The following is a 24,673-nucleotide window of genomic DNA, read 5'->3' as shown; positions in this document are numbered from 1 at the left end:
TAGATTTTACTTCATTGAAGCTTCTTTAAAAGAAAATGGTATTCTTCCTCTGTATCGATATCCAAAAAAGGAAGATCATCTGCAATCTCAATTTGTTTTCCTTGTTCCCTCATTTCTCCGCGTATAATAGCTCGCGCTCCTTGATCACCAGTTAATTTCATTAACATGTGAAATAGACGTCTCGTAAATAGGGCAGGTGGCTTTAAAATTCCATTGTTAGAATAAGAAATATAAGATACATTGTGCGATGATTGAAAATCATCAACTAGTCGATTAATCATTCCGCTTGTCACAAAGGGCTGATCTGCAAGCAAAACAACCACACCTGCTGCACCGATTTCCTCTGCCAGCCTTACACCTGCTTTAAGAGAAGCACTTTGGCCTCGATCTACTTGCGAACATTCCAAACAAATCCAACCTTTTTTATTTAAAAAAGGAGTCAACCACTGAAGTGACTCTCCCTTTCGAGTAACAACGATAATGGTACTAAGTTTTGATTCCAGTGCCGCATGGAAAGCCATACTTCCCAAATATTGATTACCAACTGGTAAATTAAGCTTAGCTCTGCCCATTCTGCTACTTTTTCCTGCTGCAAGGTAAATACCCACTAGTCCGTTCACTAGTCCGTTTTGATCCATAATTACATCACTCTTTCACAAGCAGGCTTTTTCTCCACACTTCAATCATTTCAGCGACCACGCTAATAGCAATTTCGACAGGACCTTTTGCTCCTATCGACTTGCCCACTGGAGAATGTATCCAATTTGGAATGGTTTCTTGCATTAGAAGCCGTTTTGTTCTTTCTTTTGGTCCTAATACTCCTAAGTAACAAATCCTTTTATTAATTAATGACAAGAGAATCTTTTGATCATGTTGAAAATGATGTGTCATAATTAAAACAAAATCATTGTAAGAAAACGAAATGTTTTTCATATAATCCGCTGGGGAACCGACAAAAAGCTGATTTGCTACTGGAAAATTCTTTTTCTGACAGAGCTCTTCACGCCAATCATAAACTGATACAGAAAATCCTGTTTCAGCTGCAAGAGAAACAAGCGGTATAGCATCAGGTCCTGCACCAAATACGATTAAACGTGGTTTCGGCTGATAGGTATGTTGGAAAATCGGATGAGCTCCCATTACTCCGCTTTTCATACTATAATCTATGTCAGGAATTTGTCCTGACCAACGTCCGAATGGTTCACCATCCATGGGAATAAACAAATATTCACCACTTTCATATTTTTTCAACACTGATACAGTTTTATTGGAAGCTAACAATTTCTTTACTAAAATCAAATCTTCATGAAGTTGTTCAGTGACTGGCTCAAGCAAAATATTAATCTTTCCATTACAGCCAGCCCCTTGACCCCATGCTAAGTCGGTTTCCTCGCTCATATCATACTGTAGAGAAATGACCATTTGTTTTTGCAAAACCTCCTGCGCTTGAATTGCCAAATCTATTTCTAAGCAGCCAGCACTTAACATGCCTATTTGTTTCTCATCTTCAAAAAATAGCATCGAAGAACCTTCTTTTTTATAGGCCGAGCCTTCAACATGAATAATGGTGGCTAATACTTTTTTCTTCGGATCTTCAATCACATCTAATATTCGGTAAATATCCTCCATGCCAACACCCCATTTTAAACAGAAGTCCTTTACTTATTTATATTCATGGTCGACCACTTCCTAGAATTGATAATTTTTTTAACAATCTTTTAGTTCATAGAAAAAAGCCAACGATTGCTCGTTGACTTCCATTAATACAAACACTTTTTATTCATCTACTAGGTGAAATTTAATCTAACTTAATTTCAATTAGTTATTGTAACTTCTTCGATAATTACATACATAATTCCATTCATGAGAAGAACAATAAAAAAGAAGCGAGGTTAACTATGATTAAAAATATACTATCTCAGAATGAAACAATGTCTAGCCTAATTTGGAAAATATCAATAGGTTCCGCTTTATCATGGGAATTATCACGACTCTTCGGTTCTGAACATCCTTACTTGGCTCCTTTGTCTGTCATTATATGTATTCAGGCAACGATGGATAAAACCATTTCGATAGGGATTCAGCGTATAATTGGTACAGTTATAGGTATTCCTATAATTGTTATAATTGCCAGCCACTTAAATATAAACGGATGGAATTTAGGGTTGTTGATACTTTTAGGAGGCTATATTTCAAAATGGTTAAAATTAGACCAAGGCACTTTGCATCAGGTTGTAATAACTATCTTATTAGTATTTGTATTCGAGAAACAAACAGAACATTATGCTTTAGATCGTATGAAAGATACTCTTATTGGCGTAATGATTGCCGTTTTTCTTCAATTCATTTGGTTTCCTTTTAAATTAAAGCAAAAACAATAGTATTTAGTTAATTTTCAGATATTCGTCACTTTTCAACCACCAATATGAGACATTTCAATTTTGAATTTTTTTCTTTTAGTCATCGTCTGTTCATTTCGTTCATCGGAATAGCGATCATTTCTACTTTCCCAAATATCTGAAATACGCTGGATGATGGCTGTATCATCCTTTTCTGCCCTTAATAACTCTCTTAAATCGATGCCATCTGTTGCAAATAAGCAAGTGTATAGTTTTCCTTCAGCAGAAAGGCGAACACGTGAGCAAGTTGAGCAGAAAGAATCAGTTACAGAAGATATCACACCAATCTCTCCTTGATCATCTTGATATTGATAACGTGTTGCTACTTCTCCTTTGTAATTAGGGACAATTTGTTGTAGAGGAGAAAGTTGATGGACTGATTCAATGATTTCTTGTTTTGGCACAACATCATTTAACCGCCAGCCATTTGAATTCCCAACATCCATATATTCAATGAAGCGTAAAATGTGCTGTTTTTCTTTAAAAAATTGTGCCATCGACACAATATCTTGGTCATTCTTTCCTTTTTGGACAACCATATTAATTTTTACTTGTAACCCTGCTTCAACGGCTTTTTCAATTCCCTCTAAAACCGTTAAAACCTTACCTCGATGTCCATTCATCTCGAAAAAACGCTCGTCATTAAGTGAATCTAGACTGACTGAGACTCGTGATAAGCCCGCTTTCGCTAGTTTAAGTGCAAATTTTTTTAATAAAGTTCCATTCGTTGTTAAAGCAATATCTTCTACACCAACTATGCGATGAATACGTTCAATTAATTCGGGCAGATTATGACGTAGTAAAGGCTCACCACCCGTAATGCGTACTTTTTTGACACCCAATGAAACGAAAACTTTTACTAATCTTTCAATCTCATCAAAATTCAATATTTTATCAGAGGGTAGAAATGCGTAATCTGGACCAAATATTTCTGCAGGCATGCAATAGCTACAACGAAAATTGCAGCGATCTGTCACTGATATCCTTAAATCCCTTAATGGTCTCTGTAATTGGTCTTGTAGAGTCGTCATTTAAGCTCCTCCTATCGGCATTTTACTTGATGGTAATAAAATTCTTTCTGGATGTGTATAAATATTCAATGTATGTTGTCGAATAAAGCCTACCGTTGTAATACCAAGTTGGTCCGCCAATTGTAATGCTAATTCAGTTGGTGCCGATTTAGATAATACGATTGAACAGCCGATTTTGGACACTTTTAATAAAATCTCCGATGAAATCCGTCCACTAAAAACGATGATTTTGTCCTGAATGTTAATATTATTACGTAGACAATAACCGTAAATTTTATCTAATGCATTATGACGTCCTATATCCATGCGATTTAGGATCATTCCATTTATATCACATAGCGCTGCATTATGTACCCCACCAGTTTGTTTAAATACCTCAGCAGAATCCTGCATAGCGTTCATTAAACGAAAGCAATCTTCGGTAGTAATTTGCACATGAATATTTTCCATTGTTTTTGCTATTAATGCATCATTCGCGAAAACAAAACTTTGTCGACTCATCCCACAGCAAGACGTTATGTAACGTTTGTTTTGTGTTTGTTGATAGTAAGGATTTACATGCTTAGTTTTAATATGAACAAAGCCTTCTTTTTCTTGGTGCCAAATGTCATCAATATCCTCGAAACTGCGTATTACCCGCTCCGAAGCTAAATACCCAATCACCATATCTTCTACATACTCTGGTGTGCAAACCATTGTCACAAATTCTTGCTGATTAATCTTCACTGTAACAGCATACTCTGAGACAACTAGATCATCTAATTTTTTCATTTGCTGACCTTCCACACGCAAAATTCCCCTTGTTATGACCCTATCCATAAGGCATCCCCTTTTCCCTTTTAATCACTTATATTCTTCTCGAAAACAAAAACCGAAATAGCAAAGTCTTCCTCCGTTTTTATATCTGAAAATAAGTGGAGCAATTTACTGCCCATTAATTCTTCCATGCCTTCAGGTGGTGATTTAGCATATAAATCTTGAATCATACTAGTACGTGCAGCGTGAACCATTTTTTTGTCCTTCAGGTGTACTCGCAATGAATTTTTCCGTTGGTGTAATGTTCCCATATAAAGTTGAAACAGCCATGTTCTCGACAAAGACGGTATGAATACGCTCGGGTCCTTTGCCGAATAACTCCTTTCGTAATTTCCGAATCATGTCGTTAAATTCATGTACTTTTTTTGACATATCATCTTTCCCCCATCGTAATTAAAACTTTTTATGCAACCGTTCCATGGTCACCCCTTATAGTTTGTTAATAATATAGCAACTTATAAAAAAATAAAAGAAAATAGCAACTTACCAGAAAACAAAAGTATTAAAGTGCATAAATATTGTTCATTCTGAAGGAAAAGGCTATAATTGTTTTTGAAATAAATGGAGTTAATGTATTATGACTCCTATGTCATGGTTTACACTAGGGGTGAAACCATTTGCATAGTGGTTTTGATATTTGAATTCTATTGATACTAAAATTTAAAAGTAGATTGAGTTTTTAGCAAGGTCTGTTAAGAATTTTATCCACCATGAATCATTAGCATGTCTAGGACGTGCCATTTCATGGTGGATTTTTTAATTTTCTTGGAAACTGAGGCCTGGACTTCTTATTACGATCTAGCAATTTCATTTTGGAATTACGTTAATATAGTTTTTCCTTCTAGTCTTAAGCCGTAATATATTGTCCGATTAGTCTCACAGTTCAAAAGGAGGAAGTCGCCTTGACTCAAATTAAAATTAATGGTGTACCGTATGAAGTAAAAGAAGGGGCTACAATCCTTGAAGTTATTAATCAAAATGACATTGCCCATCCGCAAATTTGTCATGTTCCCGCTGTTGATCCTATTGAAACGTGTGATACATGTATCGTTGAGGTAGATGGTAAACTAATTCGTTCTTGTTCAACAAAAGCAATAGATGGCATGGATGTTTTACTTACTTCTGAGAAAGCAAAAGCGGCGCAAACAGAGGCGATGGATCGTCTACTCGAAAATCACTTATTATACTGTACAGTTTGTGATAATAATAATGGGAATTGTAAATTACACAATACAGCTGAGCTGATGGAAATCGAACATCAAAAATATCCATACAAACCAAAAGTAGAACCCCATGAAGTGGACATGTCACATCCATTTTATCGCTATGATCCTAACCAGTGTATAGCGTGTGGCCAATGTGTGGAGGTTTGTCAAAGTTTACAGGTTAATGAAACAATATCTATAGATTGGGAAGCTGAAAGACCAAGAGTTATTTGGGATAAGGGTGTTGCGATTAATGACTCTTCCTGTGTTAGTTGTGGTCAATGCGTAACCATCTGTCCTTGTAATGCATTAATGGAAAAATCCATGCTTGGAGAGGCTGGGTTTATGACTGGACTTAAACAAGATACGTTAAATCCAATGATTAGCTTGATTAAAGAAGTTGAACCGGGATATAGCGGGATCTTCGCTGTTTCGGAAATTGAAGCAGCAATGCGTAGTAAACGTACTCGAAAAACAAAAACGGTTTGTACTTTCTGTGGTGTAGGTTGCTCTTTTGAAGTGTGGACAAAAGATAGAAAAATATTAAAAGTACAACCTTTCGACGGTCCAGTAAATGCTATTTCTACTTGTGTAAAAGGGAAATTTGGCTGGGACTTCATTAACTCTGAGGAACGTATTACAAAGCCCTTAATTCGCAAAAATAATGAATTTGTTGAATCATCATGGGATGAAGCACTAGATTTAATTACGACAAAGCTTGGTGGTATTCAACAACAGTATGGTTCTGGTTCTGTTGGTTTTATCTCTTCTTCTAAAATTACGAATGAAGAAAATTACTTAATTCAAAAAATGGCCCGTCAATTGTTTGAAACAAATGATGTAGATAATTGTTCACGTTATTGCCAATCACCAGCTACAGACGGCCTTTTACGTACAGTGGGTATGGGTGGTGATGCGGGAACAATTAAAGATATTGCAAAGGCTGGTCTTGTCATCATAATTGGTGCTAACCCCGCTGAAGGGCATCCTGTTTTGGCGACTCGTGTTAAACGTGCGCATAAATTACATGGTCAAAAATTAATTGTTGCCGATATTCGTAAACATGAAATGGCTGAGCGTTCAGATATCTTTATGCGTCCAAAGCAAGGAACTGACCAGGTTTGGTTAATGGCTGTCACGAAATATATGATTGACAAAGGTTGGCATGATGAAGCCTTTATTAAAGAAAATGTTCTTTTCTATGATGAATTTAAACGATTGCTTAAACAATACACACTAGATTATGCGGAAGAAATGACAGGTATTTCTAAAGAAAGATTAATTCAAGTTGCTGAAATGATTCGTGATGCAGACGGTACTTGTATTCTTTGGGGTATGGGCGTTACACAAAACACAGGTGGTTCTTATACATCAGCTGCCATTTCTAATCTTCTTTTAGCGACTGGTAACTATCGTCGTTCAGGCGCTGGTGCCTATCCACTTCGAGGTCATAACAACGTTCAAGGTGCATGTGATATGGGTACTCTCCCTAACCTTTTACCTGGCTATCAAAAAGTGACAGATGATGAGGTACGTGTAAAGTTTGAAAAAGCATACGGTGTAAAAATTCAACCCGAACCCGGTCGTAATAACATGCAAATGTTAGATGCTATTATGGAAGGTAAGATGAAAGCGATGTATTTAGTGGGAGAAGACATGGCTCTAGTTGACTGTAATGCCAACCATGTAGATGAAGTTCTTTCACAATTAGACTTTTTTGTTGTTCAAGATTGTTTCCTATCGCGCACAGCTCAATATGCAGATGTTATTTTACCAGCAGCACCATCTCTTGAAAAAGAAGGTACATTCACTAATACCGAACGACGCGTTCAGCGCCTGTATCAGGTCTTACCAACTCTTGATGAGTCGAAAGCAGATTGGGAAATCCTACAATCGGTTGCTCGTCGTTTAGGAGCAAATTGGAATTATAGCCATCCTAGTGAAATATTCGATGAAATGGCTAGCCTTTCTCCAATTTTCTCACAAGCTAATTATGATGTATTAGAAGGCTGGGGTAGCTTTTGTTGGGGTAGTCTTGATGGTAAAGATACTCCTTTACTTTATGAAGATGGTTTTAACTTTCCAGACAAAAAAGCCCGTTTTGCATTAAATGATTGGATGAAGCCTGTTGAATTTGAGGCACAGTACGATTGTCATATTAATAATGGAAGAATGCTAGAGCACTTCCATGAAGGAAACCTAACAAATAAATCAAAAGGTATTCAATCGAAAGTACCCGATATTTTCGTTGAAGTATCACCAGAATTAGCGAAAGAACGAGCCATTGAAGATGGAGCCTTATTGCGTTTAGTGTCTCCATATGGTGCATTAAAGTTAAATGCCCTCGTAACAGATCGTGTGCAAGGAAATGAATTATTCTTACCAATGAACTCTGTGAGCAAAGATTCAGCCATCAACTTTTTAACAGGACCTGCCGCAGATGTGAATACATCAACACCGGCCTATAAACAAACGAAAGTTCGAGTAGAAGTTTTAAAATCAAAAGGAAAAACACCACTTCCTCGAACAAATCCACGCTATAAACAGCGTCATCCTCAAAACGGTGTTGAGGTACAACGTAAATGGAATCGTCCTGGCTACGTTCCCTTAACGACAATTAACGAAAGAGAGTGAGAGCATGGCTGTACCTATAACAAGCATAAAAAAACAATCTGTAACGGAAGAACAATTAAAGGAACAAAAATTAGATAATCTAAAACAACTACTTTCGGAAAATGAAGAGGCTGTTAATCAAGTGTTTACGATTATGGCAGAATTAAACGATATTGGTGCACTAGAAGCAGCTACTAAACTACTTGAAGCAAAAGAAGAGGTCGCCCATATTGCATTAGGACAGTTAACTCGTAAGCCTGTTACGAATATTATTAATAATTTAATGGGTGTTGCTGGAGCTTTGTCTGAGCTTAATCCAGAAACAACAACGAAGCTAATTGAAAGTTTAAACTCCGGCGTAGATCAAGCCAACAAAACGCTAGAATCTGATGAAAAAGTGAGTGCCTTTAAGCTAGTAAAGATGTTAAATGATCCAGATGTTAATTGTGCTGTTAATTTTGGTATTCATTTCTTAAAAGGGTTTGGGAAAGGCTTAAAAGAGTAAGTTGCTTATACCCTAGCAAAAGAGAATATGTTAAACTCTTCTTTCCCTCTTAGCAAAAGAAAAATCATATCAATAAAACAAAAATCCCTTGTCTAGTTTTACATATGACAAGGGATTTTTAATATTTAACAAGTGTTCTTTTACAAATGAAATCGTTTCTTAATTTCAAAAGTGAATTGTCTATCAAAAAAGATGATCATACCAATAACAGTAATAAAGGAATATACGATACAAATAATACTTGGCCAACTTATAGTAGATAGTTTAAAAATAAAAAAAAGAAAGGGACATATATTAATAAATAGCATGGCTATAATATATCCAATATCATAATGCCAAAGGGATTTTTTTACTAAAGCAAATGTTGTTATAAGAATGGTTGCTCCAATACCTAATAACGGAATAACATAATTTATAGACCATTTATCAAAACCAATAGTTACATCTATTATGAATAAGAAAGCAGATAATGAAAGATATTGAAATAGAATTTTCTTCCCAATATGCGATTGTGAAACTAAAGTGTATTTCATTGAAAAAAAAGCGTAAAGTAAACCTGCTATAACGATAACTGACCAAAATTGCGAGTTAATATGTAAAGTAAGTAAATTAATCGTAAAAGATAAAATGATTGAGGTTAACGTTAAAAATGTATATAGTTTTTTAAAAGTAAAAACTTGATTATTCTGATAAAGTTTTAAATAGGATGGATATTTGGAAATACTAACCCCATCATTATTTAATGATTTAGTACATAATGGGCATATACTATGCTGACTATCGATAAATATATTGCAATACGTACATTTAATCATTGTACTATACCCCATTCATTAGAATATACGCATACATCAAGATTTGTGTCTTCAGCTAGAAATGTAAAAAAGTGTTGTAATATATCTGTTTCAATGATGTTTCTTGCAAAGGTAATTGTGAGCTTATCATTTACTGAGCAAATTCCACAACTAATAGGGCTTTTTGCTGATGGATAAACAACAGCTTCTATATGTTCAATATATTCATACATCTTCGTTGGTAGATTTATATTTCCTAAATTTGATAAGGTCATCGTTCTTTTATTCTCGCCTAATTTAGTAAATCCTAGTTGTACGAACCATTTTTTAATTATTAATGGTATAAATGGTGCAGCTTTTTTCTGTTCCATATTAACATTGTTATAAATAATATTTTGTAAGTTTTCTTTACTTGTTTTATATTTAAGCATTTCTGTTAGTTGGAGTGAAAGTCTTGAAATATCAGTCTTTTCATCTATTTTTGCGCCTAAGTTTACTACCCCGAAAAAATTACGTAATGTTCTCGAAGGAAATCTTTGACGTAAATTGACCGGTACTGAAACGACAATAGCTTCATTTTTCTTTTCATGTTTAACCCTTGAATGATAAATAGAATAGATCAATATTGCAGTTAAATAAGAAGTAATCGTTGCACCATGATTTTTTGCTATTTTATTTAATTTTGAAGCACTAACTATTCCATGTATTACATTATTTCCATATTGTTCAAATGGGGTGCCCTTAATTTGATACGACTTATCACTATGTAATGACTCAACATAACAATCTTTGTGATATTTTAGAAAACTATCCTCTAATTCGTACTTACCAACAACAGTATCGCCTAAAATGATTTTTTCTTCATGCTCAAGTGAATGTTCGTGATGTTTTAAATAATAATATAAAAGTGATTTTAGAAACTCTATAGCACCACTACCATCAGTAATCGAATGAAAAACCTCTATAGAAATACGATTTTCATAATAAAGTACTTTAAACAGGCTCTCTTTACCTGATTGAAAGTTTATAGCCTTACATGGATAATCTTGTTCTTCTTCAACTTCAATTATTTCATCACAAGAATCAAAATAGTTCCAAAAGACTCCTCTTCTTAAACTTACAGTAAACATTGGAAATCTTTCATAAATGCTATTTATTGATTGTTGTAAAATTACTTCATCCACTTTATCTTTTAACAGTACTGAAATACGAAAGACAGCCGAATATTTAAAATTAGTTACGGAAGGAAATAGTTTTGCAGCATTATCGAGCTTATACCATTTTTTCATATTCACACCTCAAGCTCGCTCTATTATTCGAAAATCTCGCCTATAACCTGATCTACTAAAAAGTCAAACACTTGAAAATGACCATAATGAACATTTTCTTTGTTTGAAATCGTTGATAAAAGTGTTCCAATAATAGCTTTGGCTTTATCTTCTTCGATTTTTAGTTGTAAATAAGGTCTAAAAATTGAAATACTTGCACCTTTAAGACTGTTCGATTTTAATTGATTCATTTGTTCTTTCGATAATTTATTTGTAAAAGCTATAAAATCTACATTGTTGCTATCATATAAAAATATACTTTTGTCGTATTCTCTATAAATCAATTTTAAAGCTTGAGCAACTCCGTCTTTGGTTGGGCTCTTTTCTAATGTATCTTCTATTAGTTGATAAAGCTTATTTTGAACCATTAGTAAGGTATCACAGAACAACTCTTCTTTAGACTGGAAAAACATATAAAATGCTCCTTTGGAAATCCCAGCACTTGTACATAAATCACTGATATTCGTTTTTTTATATCCATATTTAGACCAACTTAATTCACAAGCCTTCAAAAGATTCTCTCTAATATTGATTTTTTCATCATCAGTAAAACTTTTTGCCATTTCCTTCTCCTTTAGACTATATGACTTAAAAAACTTTTCCAGTCATAAGATAGCATGAATTTTTTAAAAATTCAATATTATAAATAAATACAACCTTCCTATTTCTTTCTTTGCAACAACAGAAAACCCCGAGTTAAATGTATTCAACATTTTTCCTTGGGGTTTTCTCTTATTTATAGATATTATATATTCTTTTTGTTTTGCTGAATTAGATTTTCTAATACTTTCAAATTGGTGTGTACATCTTGATCCTCTGGTTTGTACCGTAATACTTCTTGATTATGTTTATAAGATTGTTCATACTCTCCTAAAAAATAGTAGCACATCGCTAATTGTTTATGTGGTAGCCAAGTTTGAAAAATTTGTTGAGAAACAGACCATTCATAACGCTTTGGCAGCTCAACTGTAAGCGCTAATTTATACCAGAAAATAGCTTGTTCATATTGTTGATTTTTAATAAAAGATTCCCCCATTCTACAACAAAACACTGGCTGAGGGATATCGATTAAAAACGATTGTAATGTGATTTCCTGTTCTTTCTCAGGACGATTCGACATAGCGTAGCATGTAGCTAGTTGATGATAAATAAAGATTTGATTTTCTAGTGAAAGTTCTTTAGTATTTTTGAGACATAATTGATACATGTCAATTGCCTCTCTATATTTTTTATGAACTGTAAGTTCTCTGGCGTAATTAAAACGATCTTGTGTAGTTAAAAGGCGCCCTTTCTTCATAGCACGTTTATAAATTTCAATGTTCCGGGTAGAATTGGTAGGATTTTGCTTTGTATGTGTTACTATAATGTCACTCGTTTGATGTGAAAAAGACGATGAACACTTTAAGTCCTCATGAACGATTCCTTCCCACTTGAAACATTTATCACGTTTCACAAGCCTAATTCGTCTTACACTAGAAATGACCTGATGGTTTGAATCAAATAAGACATGGTACATCATAGAAACTGCATCCATAGATGAGGATAAATCCTTTTTTAAACTCATCAATTTATTCGCTTCATCTGGTTGTAATATATCGTCTGCATCTAACCATAAAATATATTCTTGCGTAGCATAGCGAAATGATTCATTTCGAGCGGCGGAAAAATCATCGATCCACGGAAAAGAATATACATGGTCCGTCCACTGTTTTGCAATTTCAACTGTTCTATCGGTTGAACCCGTATCAATCAAAATGATTTCATCGGGTATACCTTTTATAGATTGTAAACACTTCTCCAGTGTCTTTTCTTCATTTTTCACAATCATACATAAACTTATGGTAATCATCTACATTCACCACCTTCTCATCATTTCATGATATGCACAAAATGATAAATGTGCACGTCGTTATTTTTATCCAACTAACATAGGCACAGCGGGTGATTTTTAACATTATTTTTGGAATAGAAGGTGGACGGTACTACCAGGATGAAGAGGATTATCTTACATAAATATGTAAATTAAATATTAAAGCACAGTACGCTGATTGTTAAGCATACTGTGCTTTACTAAAAGAAATACTCCTGATTTTTATTCTTTTCTTCTTGCTTTTGCTCTTTGATCTGCTGCCTTTGAACGTTCTTGAGCAACTAGATCATCATGATCAGCTACTTCTTGTGAGAATTCAACATCTCGACCGTCTGATTGAGTAGCACCAGATTGAAAAGCTCCAGCTGTATTCGTAATTTGATCATTATTCTCGTTATTTATGTTTTGTGACATCTTAAAAAAACCTCCAATTGAAATATAGTACTCATATAGAATGTGTAATTTTGATTATGTTCATTCATTTTTTTGTTTAAGGGACATATATGTTCTTTACAAATTTACAATTTACCACGGGTAACACAAAAAGAACGCTATCCAAAAAGGATGGCGCACTTTTTGTGAAATATTTAGATTTACCTTACATCAAATTCTCATTATGTTCTTTTTTTATTGAATTCAAATAAAGAGAATGAATCGAAATATCCCCATTCATTATCATTTAATTTCTGTTTCAGGTGATCTTATGCCAAAATTCCACCATCAATCCCATAGTGACTCCCTGTAATGAATGATGCATTATTAGAAGCTAAAAACAAAACAAGATTTGCAACTTCTTTTGGTAGAGCATAGCGGCCCATCGGCACGCTTTCCATAGCCTTTTCTCTTGCTATCCTGCCTTGATTTGGTGCTTTTCCCTCCTCGATTTTCTTCATCATTTGTGTATCAACATAGCCGGGACAGATTGCATTTACGCGAATACCCATATTAGCTGTTTCTAAGGCCGCTGTTTTGGTCAATCCTAGCACCGCATGTTTAGAAGCGGAATAAGGAGCTAAGCCGATTGAGCCTCTTAACCCCGTAATGGATGCTGAATTGATGATACTGCCCGATTTTTGTTCCATCATAATAGCCATAACATGCTTTAGACCATAAAAGACACCTTTTATATTGACATTAAGGACTTTTTCTAAGTCCTCGGAAGTAGTCTCTATAATTGAAGCAACCTTCCCTTCTATTCCTGCATTATTAAAGAAAACGTCAATTCTACCGTACTTTGCCTTAGTTTGCTGTACAAAACTCTTTACTTGATCTTCGCTTGTCACATCGGCACTGTAAAGTAGATAATCCTCTAAATCTAGTTCTTTAGCAAGTGACGTTAATGCTTGGTAATCTAAATCAACTAACGCAAGCTTCGCTCCTTTGTTGGCAAATAAACGAGCAGTCTCCTTTCCAATTCCTCCTGTAGCGCCTGTGATTAATACAACTTTCCCTGTAAAATCCACCTTTGTTCCTCCTATTCCAAAGTTATTTATTTTCTCAAATATCGATTCTGTATTTCTTTAGATGCTATTTGGTGCTTTTTCTAAATTTGATATATCAAGTTTCTCCTTCTTCTTATCTGGATGAACAAAGAGTATAAATAGCACCGCAACTATCATAATAATGCCTGAAATCATCAAAAATGAATAATTAAATCCTTGAAGCACATTTTCTTTACCTTCATTTTGAATAATAATTCCTGTCGCAATCGGACTAATCATTGCTGCTACATTCTGAAAGGCAACAATTACCCCAGAAAGTGTCGACATCCGTTCAGGAAGTTGATGGCTTAAAATAATATGAGAGTTTGAAAGAACTAGAAATGATAGCCCATATGCTAAAGTAATCGCGATGATTGACCAGACTTGTGAGTGAATGACGCTAAGAGAGCCAAAAATAATGAACCAACCGCCATTCCAACTCCTGTTACGCCTACTCGTGCTATGCGATGATTCTGTGTTTTCTTAAATATACGGTCTGAAATGGTTGCCATTATAAATGAGATAACAACTGAAGATCCCCCAATAATCAATATAGAATTAGCCATTTGCATGTCAGAAATTTTGACTACCTGTACGAAGTAAACGGGCATCCATACTTGCATCCATGCGGAGAGGAAGAGGAAACCAAAAGTAGAGAATAAGGTGAAGATACAAGTCTTTGACATTAACACGGGATAGATCTCTGCCCAAGTAAGTTTTGGTTTTGGAGTAGTAACGGATTCTTGTTTTTGGATGTCTTGTGGCTCCGGGTTTTTCTTAGGAACGAAAATCCCCCATAAAACTAACAGTATTAAACTGAAGAGTCCCATAATAGCAAACGTATGTCTCCAGCCTAACAAGTGGATTAGGTATACAACAAAAGGGGCAACTGCATAAGCTCCTACTGTTGAACCAGCAGTGAATATAGTCGTCACTCGAGCTCGCATATGGAGAGGGAAATAAGAATACAATAGTCTAAGTGATGCTGGTGCAAATCCTCCTTCAAAAATACCGAGCAAAATACGGTAAAAAAGAAGCAAAGTAAATCCAGAAATCACATACCCCCCAATAATTTGAAGGATTGACCATGCCAAAAGCATAACACTGATCATTTTCTTAGGACTGAATTTATCCGTAAGAGTCCCTACAAAGATTGCTGCTACGGGGAAAATCCAGAAAAAACTACTCCCGATAATTCCCCACTGTGAATAGGATAAATTCAATTCTTCCATTATTGGACCAGCACCAAGACCAACAACACTCTTGTCAGCAAAGTTAAGTAAAAATCCTAAAAACAAGATAACTAGAATAAACCATCGCATTATCATTTCCCCCTAATCGATGAATAACATCGTTACATAATTGGTTGATTTTGTTTCTAAATTTGATGAAATTTAAGTGGAGACTAATTCTAAATATATATTTTTGTTTTCATTTGATTTTTAAGAAAAAGGCAAGCATTTGTAATGTATATTTACAAATGCTTTGCCAGCAAAAAAGTTAATACCACTATAAAGAGTAACTACAAATTATTTTTTCCACTTCTAATCAGGAGTTAATACGAAATGATATTTAAATCTGCACAGAAATCATTTTTATATCTAAATAGTCGTCCAAGCCATACTTTCCACCTTCACGTCCCATTCCGCTCTCTTTAACACCACCGAATGGCACTTGAACTCCAAAAGGAATCGCATCATTTACTCCTACCATTCCGTAATCCAGTTGTTCAGAAACCCGGTACTTACGAGAAAGGTCATTCGTAAAGAAATACGATGCAAGTCCAAATTCAATGTCATTTGCTCTTGTAATCACTTCTTCTTCACTTTGGAATTTTAAAAGTGGAATGACAGGTCCAAATGTTTCTTCTTTTGTAATTAGCATTTCATCTGTTACATTAGACAATATAGTTGGTTCATAAAAATACCCATTGGAGTATGTGCCATCTGACAACCTTTTCCCTCCATTAAGGATACATGCTCCTAGATGTACAGCATTCTTAACATGCTCTTGGACTTTTTCGATAGCTTCTTCATTTGTTAATGGTCCCATTTCATTTTGTTCATCTAATCCATTGCCTACTTTGATGCTTTGAACCTTTTCTTTCAACTTTTCGGCAAATTCCTCGTATATGCCTTCCTGAACATAAATCCGATTTGGGCATACACATTGTTGTCCATTGGAGCCAATTTTACTTTTTACCAAGCCTTCAACAGCTAAGTTAATATCCGCATCATCAAAAACGATAAAAGGAGCATGTCCACCTAATTCCATCGAGACACGTTTAACTGTTTGTGCAGATTGTGAAATAAGAATTTTCCCCACCTCTGTAGAACCGGTAAAGGAAATTTTTTTCACAACTTTACTGTTCATAAGCGCATTGGCTATGGGACCAGAACTTCCGATGACGAGATTAGCGACTCCTTTAGGCAAACCTATTTCATCAAAGATTTTAAATAACGCAACCGAAGATAGCGGGGCTTCTTTAGAAGGCTTTAGAATTACAGTACAGCCAGTAGCTAAAGCTGGTCCCAACTTTCTAGCTGCCATGGACAACGGAAAATTCCAAGGAGTAATTGCTCCTATAACACCTACAGGCTGTCGTATAGCTTGGATTCGTTTGTTAGCTGCAGAAGGAGGAATAACATCTCCATAAACTCTACGTGCCTCTTCGGCATACCATTGAAAGAAGGAGATGGCCGACCCTACCTCTTGACGGGCATGGTGAATTGTTTTCCCCATTTCTTTTGTAATGATTTGAGCTAATTCTTCCTTCTTTTCTTTTAGCTTTTCAACTATTCTCCATAAATAGAAGCTTCGTTGTTCTGCTGTGAAAGAAGCCCATTGAGGGAAAGCCTCCTTTGCAGCCTCAATAGCCCAGTTAGTCTGTTCTTCACCCACAAAATAAACAGTATCCACCTTTTCACCTGTAGCAGGATTATTCACTTCGAATTCTTGTTTAGTCCGTATCCATTCTCCATTAATATACATCCACAACACATCCTCTGAAAGTTTATTAGGCAGTCGTTATTTTTTTGTTCGTAAATATTAAAGAAAATCCTTCATAACCTTTAGCTGCTACATCATCACAGATTTTACGGTATTGACCCACACCACCAACATAGATTAGGAATCCACGTGGTTTATCTTTAATATTTGCACCAGTGTACCAAGAGTCAACCTTTGTAAGAAGAGTTGATTCAGCCAACTCTCTGCAATGTTTACTCCAAGCTTCTTCTGCATCTAAGTTTGCCTCTATCGTTTCAATTTCATTGTTACGAAGATATTCAATACAATCACCAATCCATTCCACATGCTGTTCTATTGACACAGGTACATTGGACAGTACTGAAGGGCTTTCGGGACCAGTAATCATAAACATATTTGGGAAGCCGGCATTAGCGATACCGAGGTACGTTCTCGTTTGAGTTCCATCAGCCCATTTATCTTTTAATGAAACTCCTTCTTTACCGCGGATATCTATTTTAAACAACGGTCCTGTCATAGCATCATAACCAGTAGCAAAAACAATTACATCAAGTTCATGTTCCGCTTCAGAGGTTTTCAGACCTTTAGGGGTAATTTCCACAATCGGAGCAGCCTTTACATCCACTAATGTCACGTTATTACGATTAAACGTTTCATAATAATTTGTGTCTAGTACTGGTCGTTTTGCTGAATAGTAGTAACTTGGTTTTAACTTTTTGGCTATATTTGAATCTTTGATAATTTCATCTATCTTAGAGCGGATAAATTCACTAGCTGTTTCATTCGATTCACCATTAACTAACAGATCATTGTATGTTTGGCTAAAACCTAGCCCACCTTTTTCCCAGACCTTTTCATATTCTTGCTGACGTTCTTCAGGTGTATCCTCTAAGGCTGATCGATTATTTATGACTTTATGAAGATAGCCCATTTTGGACCAACGTATTTGTTGTCTAATTTCTTCATAGTTTGCTTTAGTTTGACGTATAAACTCAGGGTCATATCGATAGTTTCTTGCAGGAGTACTGTATGCTGGAGTCCGCTGAAAGACAGTAAGATGACCCGCTTCTTCTGCAATAACAGGGATAGCTTGTATACCGCTTGAACCCGTACCAATCAAACCGACACGCTTTCCACTGAAGTCAACCTTTTCATGAGGCCAATGCCCAGTATGATATGCTTCTCCTTTGAAACTAGTTAAACCCTTAAAGTTAGGTATATTAGAGGCAGATAGGCAACCTACTCCGGTAATGAAATACTTGGCAATATAAGCAGTTCCATCGTCCGCTTCAATCTTCCAATTTTTATTTTCTTCGTCATAATGAGCGGCTGAAATACGTGTGTTAAATTGGATATCTCGACGCAAGTCAAGTCGATCTGTTACAAAATTAAGGTAGTTTAATATTTCTGCCTGTTCTGGAAACCTAGAAGTCCATGTCCATTCCTGAAGTAGTTCATTAGAAAAAGTATAATTATAGATGATACTTTCTGAGTCGCATTTTGCACCAGGGTATCGATTCGCATACCAAACGCCACCGACATCAGTAGCCGCTTCAAAGACACGTGTGGAAAAACCAGCCTCCCTTAAGCGATATAGCATATATAATCCAGAAAATCCTGCTCCGACAACAACTGCATCTAATTTTAGGCTTTGATTTGTTTGGACCATTGTTCTCTCCCCTTAATAAAAATTAATAGTTGTCTATGAAATTATTTATCAATAAAATTAACGATTGCCTTAATTTATTGATAATTGTTTATGGAAGGATGTATGTAAATAGCGAGCCACTTGTTCAATTGCTAGTTTACCTTTATCCATAATTCCTGCCATCCAGAAGAAGCCATGAATCATGCCTTCATAACAAGTGGATTCTACTTCAACTCCTGCTGATTGTAATCTGTTGGAATAGGCTAAACCTTCGTCGCGAAGCGGATCATATTCTGCCGTAATGACTAATGCAGGTGGAAGTTTACTAAGACTTTCAGCTAGCAAAGGTGCTGCATAGGTATGTAGTTTGTCTTCAATCTTAGTAAGATAATGTTCAGTAAAGTACACCATGTTAGCATATGTTAGAAAGTATCCTTCTCCATTCTCTTTGTACGATGGTGTATTAAAAGAAAAATCCATTACGGGATAAATCAAAACTTGTGAAACAAAAGTGGGCCCTCCCTGATTTCTTGCTTTCATGGTGACGGCTGCAGCGAGATTTCCGCCGGCACTATCCCCACCGATAGCGATTCTTGTTGGATCTCCATTCCATTCTCTTGCGTAATCGGCAACCCATGTTGCTGCTTCATAACAATCTTCAAGAGGGATTGGAAACTTATTTTCGGGAGCTAAGCGATAATCTACTGATACCACGATACATTTCGCTAGATTTGCTATGTTGCGGCATGGTGAATCTACTGTATCAAGATCTCCCATAACCCAACCGCCACCATGAAGATAGATAAAAATTGGCAATAATCCTTGTCCTTCCGGGGTATATATTCTTGCTTTAATTTCTCCATTTTTTACTGGAATCATAAATTCTTCTATATTGGCTACCGATTCTGGTGGACCTGCCAGTTTTCGAAGCTCTGCAGATCTGGCACGATTTTCTTCAGGCGTCATAGCTGAGGTCGGTTCTCTATCTTTCAACATATTCAGTAAGGATTTAGCTTGAGGATCTAACATAATTGGATTGTTTCCTCCTTCTATTAAGCTATTTTTTTACGTTGCTTAGAGTAAGTCCGGTAACTTCCTCTGTCACTTGAGTAATAATGTCCGCCGGGATAAGGAATTTTCCGGAGGCAGGATCACTTTGGACATCAGCCACGATAGATTGTAGTGCATTGGCATCAAGATGAAATTCAGCAAAAGAAGCAGGTAACATAATTTCATGGCGTAGACTTCGAATAAAGTTAATTACATCGGCTAAGCATTCCTCTGGATGAGAATATGACGTATCAATACCTAATGCTTTAGCAAATTGCTTGATTTTTGGAAAATAGAAGGTCGGCAATGCAGCCATGACATTTGGTAGAAGTACTGCATTGGCTAGACCATGCGGAATTCTAAACTTGGCCCCGAATACATGTGCCATATTATGCACGGGAACTCCATTGTTGCCGAAACCGAAGGCTGTGATTGCCATTGCACTTGCCATTAACATATTACCTCTTGCTTCTAAATCAGTTCCTTTGTTGACTGCGATAGGTAGGTTCTCTGCAATTAATTGAGCGGCATACAGAGCGTAAGCATCCGTAAATGGCGTTGCTGTTGTTGAAAAGAAACCTTCCACCGCATGTGTCAACGCATCCATTCCTGTAAAGGCTGTTATTCTAGGTGGTAATCCTACTGTTAACTCGGGATCTAAAATGGCCATATCAGCACTGAGGAATGGAGTCCTTAATACAACTTTCAATGTTTGCTTTTCGTTAAAAATGACAGCCATTGGTGATACTTCTGCACCTGTTCCTGCTGTAGTTGGAATCGCTACATGAGGGATACCTGTAGGTTGCGCCTCTGGTAGGAATTCTCGGATACTGGTGTGCAGGACTCCTTCCGTATCACTATATCCTTTGTTTAGCATCCACTTAATGCCCTTTACAGCATCTAAAACACTTCCACCGCCAAGAGCAATCAGTGAATCTGCCTTCTGCTCTTTAAAAAAATGGACAGCCTTAGTAACATTTTCTGCTTTTGCATCCTGCTCAATCTCGTCAAAAATCCCCACTATCTCTACAGATTCATTTGTACTCTTAAACAAGTCAATAACTTGATCGACAACACCCGCTTCGGTTAATCCTTTGTCTGTAAATAGGATAGCCCGTTTTCCACCTAACCCCTGAATCATTTGTGGAAGTAGACTTCTTGATCCAGCTCCACTGGATATAGAAGTTCTCAAATGAAATTCAGAAAAAAAACTGTTCATTTCCATCACCTGCTTTTCATAATAATCTTTCAATAATGTAATGCCATTAAACATTTTTAATCGTACATAGTGTTTTATTGTTGTGTAATCGTTTACAAATTTAATGATAGTGTTTATATTGAATAATATAAATCCCCAAAAATTAGGGGGTTATTTCTTCGTAAAAAGTCTAACTGCCACTTCCAGTTGATTGTTGTAGAAACATTTAAATTTCTTTGATGGAGGAAAAACTATGCTCATTTCTACCATAAAAAAGACAATTCAATCCATATCATTAGCCCCTTCCCATGATGAAAAACAAATTCTTGCCGTTCGTGGCTTTATGGATCTTTTTCATTTTTCTCGTGTTGGACTCTATTTCTATTCAACTTTAAGTAAAATAGGTGAAGGTATATTGCGAATCGATAATCAAGGAATATCTTGCTTGAGGGACTGGAGAGAAGATGTTCGGAAAATGCCACCTATATATTCCGCCATTCAACAGAGAAAGCCTAAACATATTGATTCTCCATTAATTCACCAATTACCAATTAAATACACGGAGGGCAGGTCAACGGAACTTTTGGTAGTTCCACTTAGCTATAGTTCACAAGTCGTTGGCTATGCCTGTATGGGAAGCACAGATTCCTTCACTGTAAAAGATAGCCTTCTACACTCTCTAGGTGTATATGGAGAACATTTGGGGCAAATATTCGGACAAGACGACTTCTGCAGCAATCCAAAAAAACTTAGCAGAAGAGAAATTGAAGTATTGCAGAAAATGTCTTGGGGTGAGAGTACAAAGGAAATGGCTGTATCTCTCGGTATTAGTGAGTTTACAGTTCAAGATTATGTTCGATCAGCTATTCGAAAACTCGAGGTGCTCAACCGTGTACAAGGAGTAGCCGAAGCTATACGTAGAGGCATTATTCAATAAAAATACTTCATAAAAAACCTCCTTGCACTGAAGGAGAGTCTTTTGTTCCAATGTAAATTATTTTTAGAATTGGTTCATTTAGAAACTTGTGATTTTTTAGATTATCTTATTCTCTGCTTTCTCATCCATTGTGTTGCAATCCATTTCTCACCTTTGATGACAGGTAAACCTGCGTGTAAAGTACTTTCATTTAACTCTGAATCTTGATAAAAGTATTCAAAATAAACTGCCATTCCTTTTGTTGGAGAAATGGATAGATTAAGTTTAGGAAAGTATGTCTCCCCTCCTTCTTCGACATCATTTAAATAGATGACAAGTGTACTTATGCGGTTGTTATTGGCCGCTTTACTTGTTGGTGAAAAATAATCGAAATGAGCTTTATACTCTTGGCTAGGTGTATAACGCAAAATGTGAAGACCTTCCCCATGTTCAATGGGAATATTCATGATGGTAGCGATGCGTTTTTCAATGGTGGAAATCAGAGGATGTTCATATTCTTCTAAGAAGGCGCCGCTGCTTGTGCGGATATCATTCACTTCTCGTGTCGCCCCAATTTTGGATCTTTGTAACTTATCCTTAGAAAACTGAATTAATTCCTTACACTCATGTTCGCTCAACATATTGCCTAAAATTACTATGAGCGGTTCTTCGAAGCGAGCGATAATTTGTACTTCTCGGTCAATTGTTGTAATGTTGTTTCCCGAGTGGTGAAAGATAGTTGATTCTTTGATCTTTGTTTTTGAACTGTTCAAGGTCAACTTCATCCTTCCATTTGTACTTTTTGATAATTTTTTTATCATTTTATCAAATAATTAGAATTAAATGTATAATGTTGTGCTGTATACATGTGAAAAGATTTCATTATTTAAAGAAAAAATACCGAGCTTATCTCGATTGAGAAAGTGTCGGTAACATAAAGATATCTATTTATTCTCCACCACAAAAACGGGTTTCATTTCTTTTCCAGTGATATATTCTAAAACTGAACAAATTAAATAATCATATCTAACTTCTAACCACTCTTTATCAAATTCTTTGGCTACGCTTATGTATAAAACATTCCCTTCTAATTTAATTCCATGTGTACATGATAACCAAGTTTCATAAGAAGGTTTACTTAGTCTGTTTTGTAATTCGCACAATCCTTTTTTCCATAATAGAGCCGCATCTTGAGTGTATATTGATTCACCTTTCATTTTTTGTTTATCTTCATCAGAACTAGCGAGTATCTTATCAGTAATTTTTCTAGCTCTATCAAAACAATCTATTACTTGATTGTACCGCTTCTCATAGGTACTAAAATAAAAGGAAAATTGAATGGCTGCGATGAGCTGTGATAATGATTTGATATGTAGTCTGTTATGTTGTGCAATAAAATCCTTCTTAATCAATAGTTCGTCATTTTCGGGATTACCGATTACCATTTTATATTTATTAGACTCTTCGCTTTCTTGAGAATTGTAGTTGAATTGAAATACAGGATACATAGGAGTTTGATCAACTAGCCTTTTATATAGAGTATATTGATAGGTATTAATCGTTTGGTCTGGATTATATACTTCTTCAATCTCTAAAAATTCCTCGCGATGATTAAAAAGGATTCTTTTGTTGATTTTAAAACGTGTTGTGTTTAAATTAATGACATTATAAATAGTATCCGCAAAATCATCGATTAGTGTGTTAAAGTTTGTTTTGTTCATCTGTATACATCCTCCATAAGCCAATGAAATAGTTCCAAGCATCTAGGTCTTTCTTTTCTTCAGAATTCAATGATTTATCTCGAAGTACTTCGTCTAGTTTTCCGTTATATTTGGTTTCCAAAACTTCTAATTCAACTTGGATTTCCATAATAGTATCTTCATGGGAAAGTTCAGGCGGTAGCTTATTATGTTTATAATTTTCTACGATATCTTGAATTGAGAATTGAGTATCCTCACTTTGTATCCAAAGAACATCTTGTGCAATTTGAGTATATTCATCAAAGTCTGGACCAACACCTATAAAACGCCCATCTTTAATCCACTTTTCAATGGTTTGAATGCTTGCTTGAAAATAGTCACTTAAAGCATCAATTGAATAGCTATCTTCTTCAATTTCATCTGTAAAAAGTGCTTCTTTCTCCAAAAGCACTTCAATTAGCTTTGACCAGGCTTGAATATTATCCTCAACTGTGAATATATCATCCATTTCACTAGTTTCTATGTCTACATGATTGATAATTAACTTTAACAATGAATGGCTTAATTCTTTTCGTTGCAATATATGTTCAATATCGTATTTGTTACTTAAAAGACTCTGTTTCTCTTCATTTGTAAGCATTTATTTTCACCTCTTCGTTTTAATAAAAGTGGAGTTCTGAAATATAAATAAGGAGCAAAAAAGACAAGCCAAATGCTTGCCTGTCGTTATATAAAATGGTGAATTGTATTTGTGTTTTATGGGATACTTTACGTATTTTAAGTTGAGCTAAAGTTTTTTGCAAGCAAATAAACTTTACTAAATTGTCAATACATATGATTTTGATAGAAAATATGCAAGAATTGAATTGTTCGTTTTTTAAGGAAAACGTTTTTATTTGTCCGGTGAGGATTGGCCGTTTATTAGGTTTAAACGCGAAATTTACCTTTCGTTTTGTTTGTAATGTTCGTTTTTTATTCCAATTAAGCAATGATAACAATTTATAACAAGTAAGCATAAAATATATTTATTACAAGTCAGGATGTCATACCCGATGTTATAACTCTTTAGAAATATTAAAGGCACATATAATTGCAATCTTTTTCAATTAATGATTCACATTTAAAGAATAT

General features: G+C 35.4%; 24 protein-coding genes and 1 pseudogene. 4 read left to right on the top strand and 21 right to left on the bottom strand.

The genetic code is table 11. From position 1 onward, the window contains the following. Positions 1-11: 11 nt before the first annotated feature. On the bottom strand, positions 12-638 hold the full coding sequence (locus tag TX86_RS08290; protein WP_042347941.1) for a nucleotidyltransferase family protein: 627 nt from the start codon (positions 636-638) through the stop codon (positions 12-14). 7 nt (positions 639-645) lie between these two features. Next, entirely contained in the window at positions 646-1,629 is a 984-nt protein-coding gene (locus tag TX86_RS08285) for an XdhC family protein (RefSeq protein ID WP_042347938.1), read from the bottom strand. Between the two features lie 269 nt (positions 1,630-1,898). Here TX86_RS08285 and TX86_RS08280 point away from each other — a divergent pair, with 269 nt between their 5' ends. After that, positions 1,899-2,381, top strand: a complete 483-nt coding sequence (locus TX86_RS08280) for an FUSC family protein (RefSeq protein WP_052343594.1) — start codon at positions 1,899-1,901, stop codon at positions 2,379-2,381. A 32-nt stretch (positions 2,382-2,413) separates the two neighbouring features. Here the strand turns inward: TX86_RS08280 and moaA are convergent, their stop codons facing one another. The 4 genes and pseudogenes from moaA to TX86_RS27200 form a co-directional block, all read right to left on the bottom strand. Continuing rightward, the gene (gene moaA, locus TX86_RS08275; RefSeq protein ID WP_042347935.1) at positions 2,414-3,430 is read right to left on the bottom strand and encodes a GTP 3',8-cyclase MoaA; all 1,017 of its coding nucleotides are present in this window, start codon (positions 3,428-3,430) and stop codon (positions 2,414-2,416) included. Further along, on the bottom strand, positions 3,431-4,249 hold the full coding sequence (gene fdhD, locus TX86_RS08270; RefSeq protein ID WP_042347933.1) for a formate dehydrogenase accessory sulfurtransferase FdhD: 819 nt from the start codon (positions 4,247-4,249) through the stop codon (positions 3,431-3,433). It abuts the gene before it with no gap. A 20-nt stretch (positions 4,250-4,269) separates the two neighbouring features. Further along, positions 4,270-4,527, bottom strand: a complete 258-nt coding sequence (locus TX86_RS08265; protein ID WP_230203593.1) for a Na-translocating system protein MpsC family protein — start codon at positions 4,525-4,527, stop codon at positions 4,270-4,272. Continuing rightward, positions 4,502-4,588, bottom strand: a pseudogene (locus tag TX86_RS27200) (Na-translocating system protein MpsC family protein); the annotation flags it as partial. The gene TX86_RS08265 and the pseudogene TX86_RS27200, both read right to left, overlap by 26 nt. 560 nt (positions 4,589-5,148) lie before the next feature. Between TX86_RS27200 and fdhF the strand changes: the two are divergent. Both fdhF and TX86_RS08255 read left to right on the top strand, forming a co-directional pair. Beyond that, positions 5,149-8,085, top strand: a complete 2,937-nt coding sequence (gene fdhF / locus TX86_RS08260; protein ID WP_042347931.1) for a formate dehydrogenase subunit alpha — start codon at positions 5,149-5,151, stop codon at positions 8,083-8,085. A 4-nt stretch (positions 8,086-8,089) separates the two neighbouring features. Next, positions 8,090-8,569 (top strand): helical membrane plugin domain-containing protein, encoded by a 480-nt coding sequence (locus TX86_RS08255; protein WP_042347929.1) that lies wholly within the window; start codon positions 8,090-8,092, stop codon positions 8,567-8,569. 140 nt (positions 8,570-8,709) lie between these two features. Here the strand turns inward: TX86_RS08255 and TX86_RS08250 are convergent, their stop codons facing one another. The 12 genes from TX86_RS08250 to TX86_RS08195 form a co-directional block, all read right to left on the bottom strand. After that, on the bottom strand, positions 8,710-9,384 hold the full coding sequence (locus TX86_RS08250; RefSeq protein ID WP_042347926.1) for a DUF6320 domain-containing protein: 675 nt from the start codon (positions 9,382-9,384) through the stop codon (positions 8,710-8,712). Next, the gene (locus TX86_RS08245) at positions 9,381-10,652 is read right to left on the bottom strand and encodes a hypothetical protein (RefSeq protein WP_042347924.1); all 1,272 of its coding nucleotides are present in this window, start codon (positions 10,650-10,652) and stop codon (positions 9,381-9,383) included. The genes TX86_RS08250 and TX86_RS08245 overlap by 4 nt, the downstream gene beginning before the upstream one ends. Before the next feature lie 23 nt (positions 10,653-10,675). Then, the gene (locus TX86_RS08240) at positions 10,676-11,254 is read right to left on the bottom strand and encodes a TetR/AcrR family transcriptional regulator (RefSeq protein WP_042347922.1); all 579 of its coding nucleotides are present in this window, start codon (positions 11,252-11,254) and stop codon (positions 10,676-10,678) included. 182 nt (positions 11,255-11,436) lie between these two features. Beyond that, positions 11,437-12,540: a glycosyltransferase gene (locus tag TX86_RS08235; RefSeq protein WP_042347919.1), complete on the bottom strand. Its 1,104-nt coding sequence runs from the start codon at positions 12,538-12,540 to the stop codon at positions 11,437-11,439. A 243-nt stretch (positions 12,541-12,783) separates the two neighbouring features. Further along, positions 12,784-12,975, bottom strand: coding sequence for a YfhD family protein (locus TX86_RS08230; protein ID WP_042347916.1), 192 nt, complete (start codon positions 12,973-12,975; stop codon positions 12,784-12,786). Positions 12,976-13,262: 287 nt separating this feature from the next. Beyond that, on the bottom strand, positions 13,263-14,024 hold the full coding sequence (locus TX86_RS08225; protein WP_042347913.1) for an SDR family NAD(P)-dependent oxidoreductase: 762 nt from the start codon (positions 14,022-14,024) through the stop codon (positions 13,263-13,265). Between the two features lie 57 nt (positions 14,025-14,081). Next, positions 14,082-14,408, bottom strand: coding sequence for an MFS transporter (locus TX86_RS26200; RefSeq protein ID WP_230203652.1), 327 nt, complete (start codon positions 14,406-14,408; stop codon positions 14,082-14,084). Further along, the gene (locus tag TX86_RS08215; RefSeq protein WP_042347909.1) at positions 14,399-15,364 is read right to left on the bottom strand and encodes an MFS transporter; all 966 of its coding nucleotides are present in this window, start codon (positions 15,362-15,364) and stop codon (positions 14,399-14,401) included. The genes TX86_RS26200 and TX86_RS08215 overlap by 10 nt, the downstream gene beginning before the upstream one ends. 250 nt (positions 15,365-15,614) lie before the next feature. Next, on the bottom strand, positions 15,615-17,033 hold the full coding sequence (locus TX86_RS08210) for an NAD-dependent succinate-semialdehyde dehydrogenase (protein ID WP_042347907.1): 1,419 nt from the start codon (positions 17,031-17,033) through the stop codon (positions 15,615-15,617). A 25-nt stretch (positions 17,034-17,058) separates the two neighbouring features. Then, on the bottom strand, positions 17,059-18,699 hold the full coding sequence (locus TX86_RS08205; protein WP_042347904.1) for a flavin-containing monooxygenase: 1,641 nt from the start codon (positions 18,697-18,699) through the stop codon (positions 17,059-17,061). A gap of 69 nt (positions 18,700-18,768) precedes the next feature. Beyond that, the gene (gene lipP1, locus TX86_RS08200; RefSeq protein ID WP_230203592.1) at positions 18,769-19,707 is read right to left on the bottom strand and encodes a LipP1 family hormone-sensitive lipase; all 939 of its coding nucleotides are present in this window, start codon (positions 19,705-19,707) and stop codon (positions 18,769-18,771) included. A gap of 28 nt (positions 19,708-19,735) precedes the next feature. Continuing rightward, positions 19,736-20,947 carry an iron-containing alcohol dehydrogenase gene (locus tag TX86_RS08195; protein WP_230203591.1) on the bottom strand — a complete coding sequence of 404 codons (1,212 nt, stop codon included), beginning with the start codon at positions 20,945-20,947 and terminating at the stop codon, positions 19,736-19,738. A 232-nt stretch (positions 20,948-21,179) separates the two neighbouring features. Here TX86_RS08195 and TX86_RS08190 point away from each other — a divergent pair, with 232 nt between their 5' ends. Continuing rightward, a complete protein-coding gene (locus tag TX86_RS08190; RefSeq protein WP_042347899.1) occupies positions 21,180-21,863 on the top strand; it encodes a LuxR C-terminal-related transcriptional regulator in 684 nt (227 codons plus the stop codon). A 101-nt stretch (positions 21,864-21,964) separates the two neighbouring features. Here TX86_RS08190 and TX86_RS08185 read toward each other — a convergent pair whose 3' ends face one another. From TX86_RS08185 to TX86_RS08175, 3 genes are all read right to left on the bottom strand, one after another. Then, positions 21,965-22,627 (bottom strand): 2OG-Fe(II) oxygenase, encoded by a 663-nt coding sequence (locus TX86_RS08185; RefSeq protein ID WP_439096760.1) that lies wholly within the window; start codon positions 22,625-22,627, stop codon positions 21,965-21,967. A gap of 159 nt (positions 22,628-22,786) precedes the next feature. Further along, a complete protein-coding gene (locus TX86_RS08180; RefSeq protein WP_042347895.1) occupies positions 22,787-23,563 on the bottom strand; it encodes a DnaA N-terminal domain-containing protein in 777 nt (258 codons plus the stop codon). Continuing rightward, positions 23,544-24,182, bottom strand: a complete 639-nt coding sequence (locus TX86_RS08175) for a hypothetical protein (RefSeq protein WP_042347893.1) — start codon at positions 24,180-24,182, stop codon at positions 23,544-23,546. Before TX86_RS08175 ends, TX86_RS08180 begins: the two co-directional genes overlap by 20 nt. Positions 24,183-24,673 lie beyond the last annotated feature (491 nt).

Origin of the sequence: Bacillus massiliigorillae (assembly GCF_000380245.2) — a bacterium.
Lineage (GTDB): Bacteria > Bacillota > Bacilli > Bacillales > DSM-1321 > Bacillus_AD > Bacillus_AD massiliigorillae.
The sequence above is the reverse complement of the archived record's forward strand: the minus strand, read 5'-3'. Positions and strand labels throughout refer to the sequence as shown.

Excerpts from the sequence above, each read along its gene's own strand:
- TX86_RS08290 (WP_042347941.1), bottom strand. The coding sequence starts at position 638 with ATGGATCAAAACGGACTAGTGAACGGACTAGTGGGTATTTACCTTGCA.
- TX86_RS08285 (WP_042347938.1), bottom strand. The coding sequence starts at position 1,629 with ATGGAGGATATTTACCGAATATTAGATGTGATTGAAGATCCGAAGAAA.
- TX86_RS08280 (WP_052343594.1), top strand. The coding sequence starts at position 1,899 with ATGATTAAAAATATACTATCTCAGAATGAAACAATGTCTAGCCTAATT.
- moaA (WP_042347935.1), bottom strand. The coding sequence starts at position 3,430 with ATGACGACTCTACAAGACCAATTACAGAGACCATTAAGGGATTTAAGG.
- fdhD (WP_042347933.1), bottom strand. The coding sequence starts at position 4,249 with ATGGATAGGGTCATAACAAGGGGAATTTTGCGTGTGGAAGGTCAGCAA.
- TX86_RS08255 (WP_042347929.1), top strand. The coding sequence starts at position 8,090 with ATGGCTGTACCTATAACAAGCATAAAAAAACAATCTGTAACGGAAGAA.
- TX86_RS08250 (WP_042347926.1), bottom strand. The coding sequence starts at position 9,384 with ATGATTAAATGTACGTATTGCAATATATTTATCGATAGTCAGCATAGT.
- TX86_RS08245 (WP_042347924.1), bottom strand. The coding sequence starts at position 10,652 with ATGAAAAAATGGTATAAGCTCGATAATGCTGCAAAACTATTTCCTTCC.
- TX86_RS08240 (WP_042347922.1), bottom strand. The coding sequence starts at position 11,254 with ATGGCAAAAAGTTTTACTGATGATGAAAAAATCAATATTAGAGAGAAT.
- TX86_RS08235 (WP_042347919.1), bottom strand. The coding sequence starts at position 12,540 with ATGATTACCATAAGTTTATGTATGATTGTGAAAAATGAAGAAAAGACA.
- TX86_RS08230 (WP_042347916.1), bottom strand. The coding sequence starts at position 12,975 with ATGTCACAAAACATAAATAACGAGAATAATGATCAAATTACGAATACA.
- TX86_RS08215 (WP_042347909.1), bottom strand. The coding sequence starts at position 15,364 with ATGCGATGGTTTATTCTAGTTATCTTGTTTTTAGGATTTTTACTTAAC.
- TX86_RS08210 (WP_042347907.1), bottom strand. The coding sequence starts at position 17,033 with ATGTATATTAATGGAGAATGGATACGGACTAAACAAGAATTCGAAGTG.
- TX86_RS08205 (WP_042347904.1), bottom strand. The coding sequence starts at position 18,699 with ATGGTCCAAACAAATCAAAGCCTAAAATTAGATGCAGTTGTTGTCGGA.
- lipP1 (WP_230203592.1), bottom strand. The coding sequence starts at position 19,707 with ATGTTAGATCCTCAAGCTAAATCCTTACTGAATATGTTGAAAGATAGA.
- TX86_RS08195 (WP_230203591.1), bottom strand. The coding sequence starts at position 20,947 with ATGAACAGTTTTTTTTCTGAATTTCATTTGAGAACTTCTATATCCAGT.
- TX86_RS08190 (WP_042347899.1), top strand. The coding sequence starts at position 21,180 with ATGCTCATTTCTACCATAAAAAAGACAATTCAATCCATATCATTAGCC.
- TX86_RS08185 (WP_439096760.1), bottom strand. The coding sequence starts at position 22,627 with ATGAAGTTGACCTTGAACAGTTCAAAAACAAAGATCAAAGAATCAACT.
- TX86_RS08180 (WP_042347895.1), bottom strand. The coding sequence starts at position 23,563 with ATGAACAAAACAAACTTTAACACACTAATCGATGATTTTGCGGATACT.
- TX86_RS08175 (WP_042347893.1), bottom strand. The coding sequence starts at position 24,182 with ATGCTTACAAATGAAGAGAAACAGAGTCTTTTAAGTAACAAATACGAT.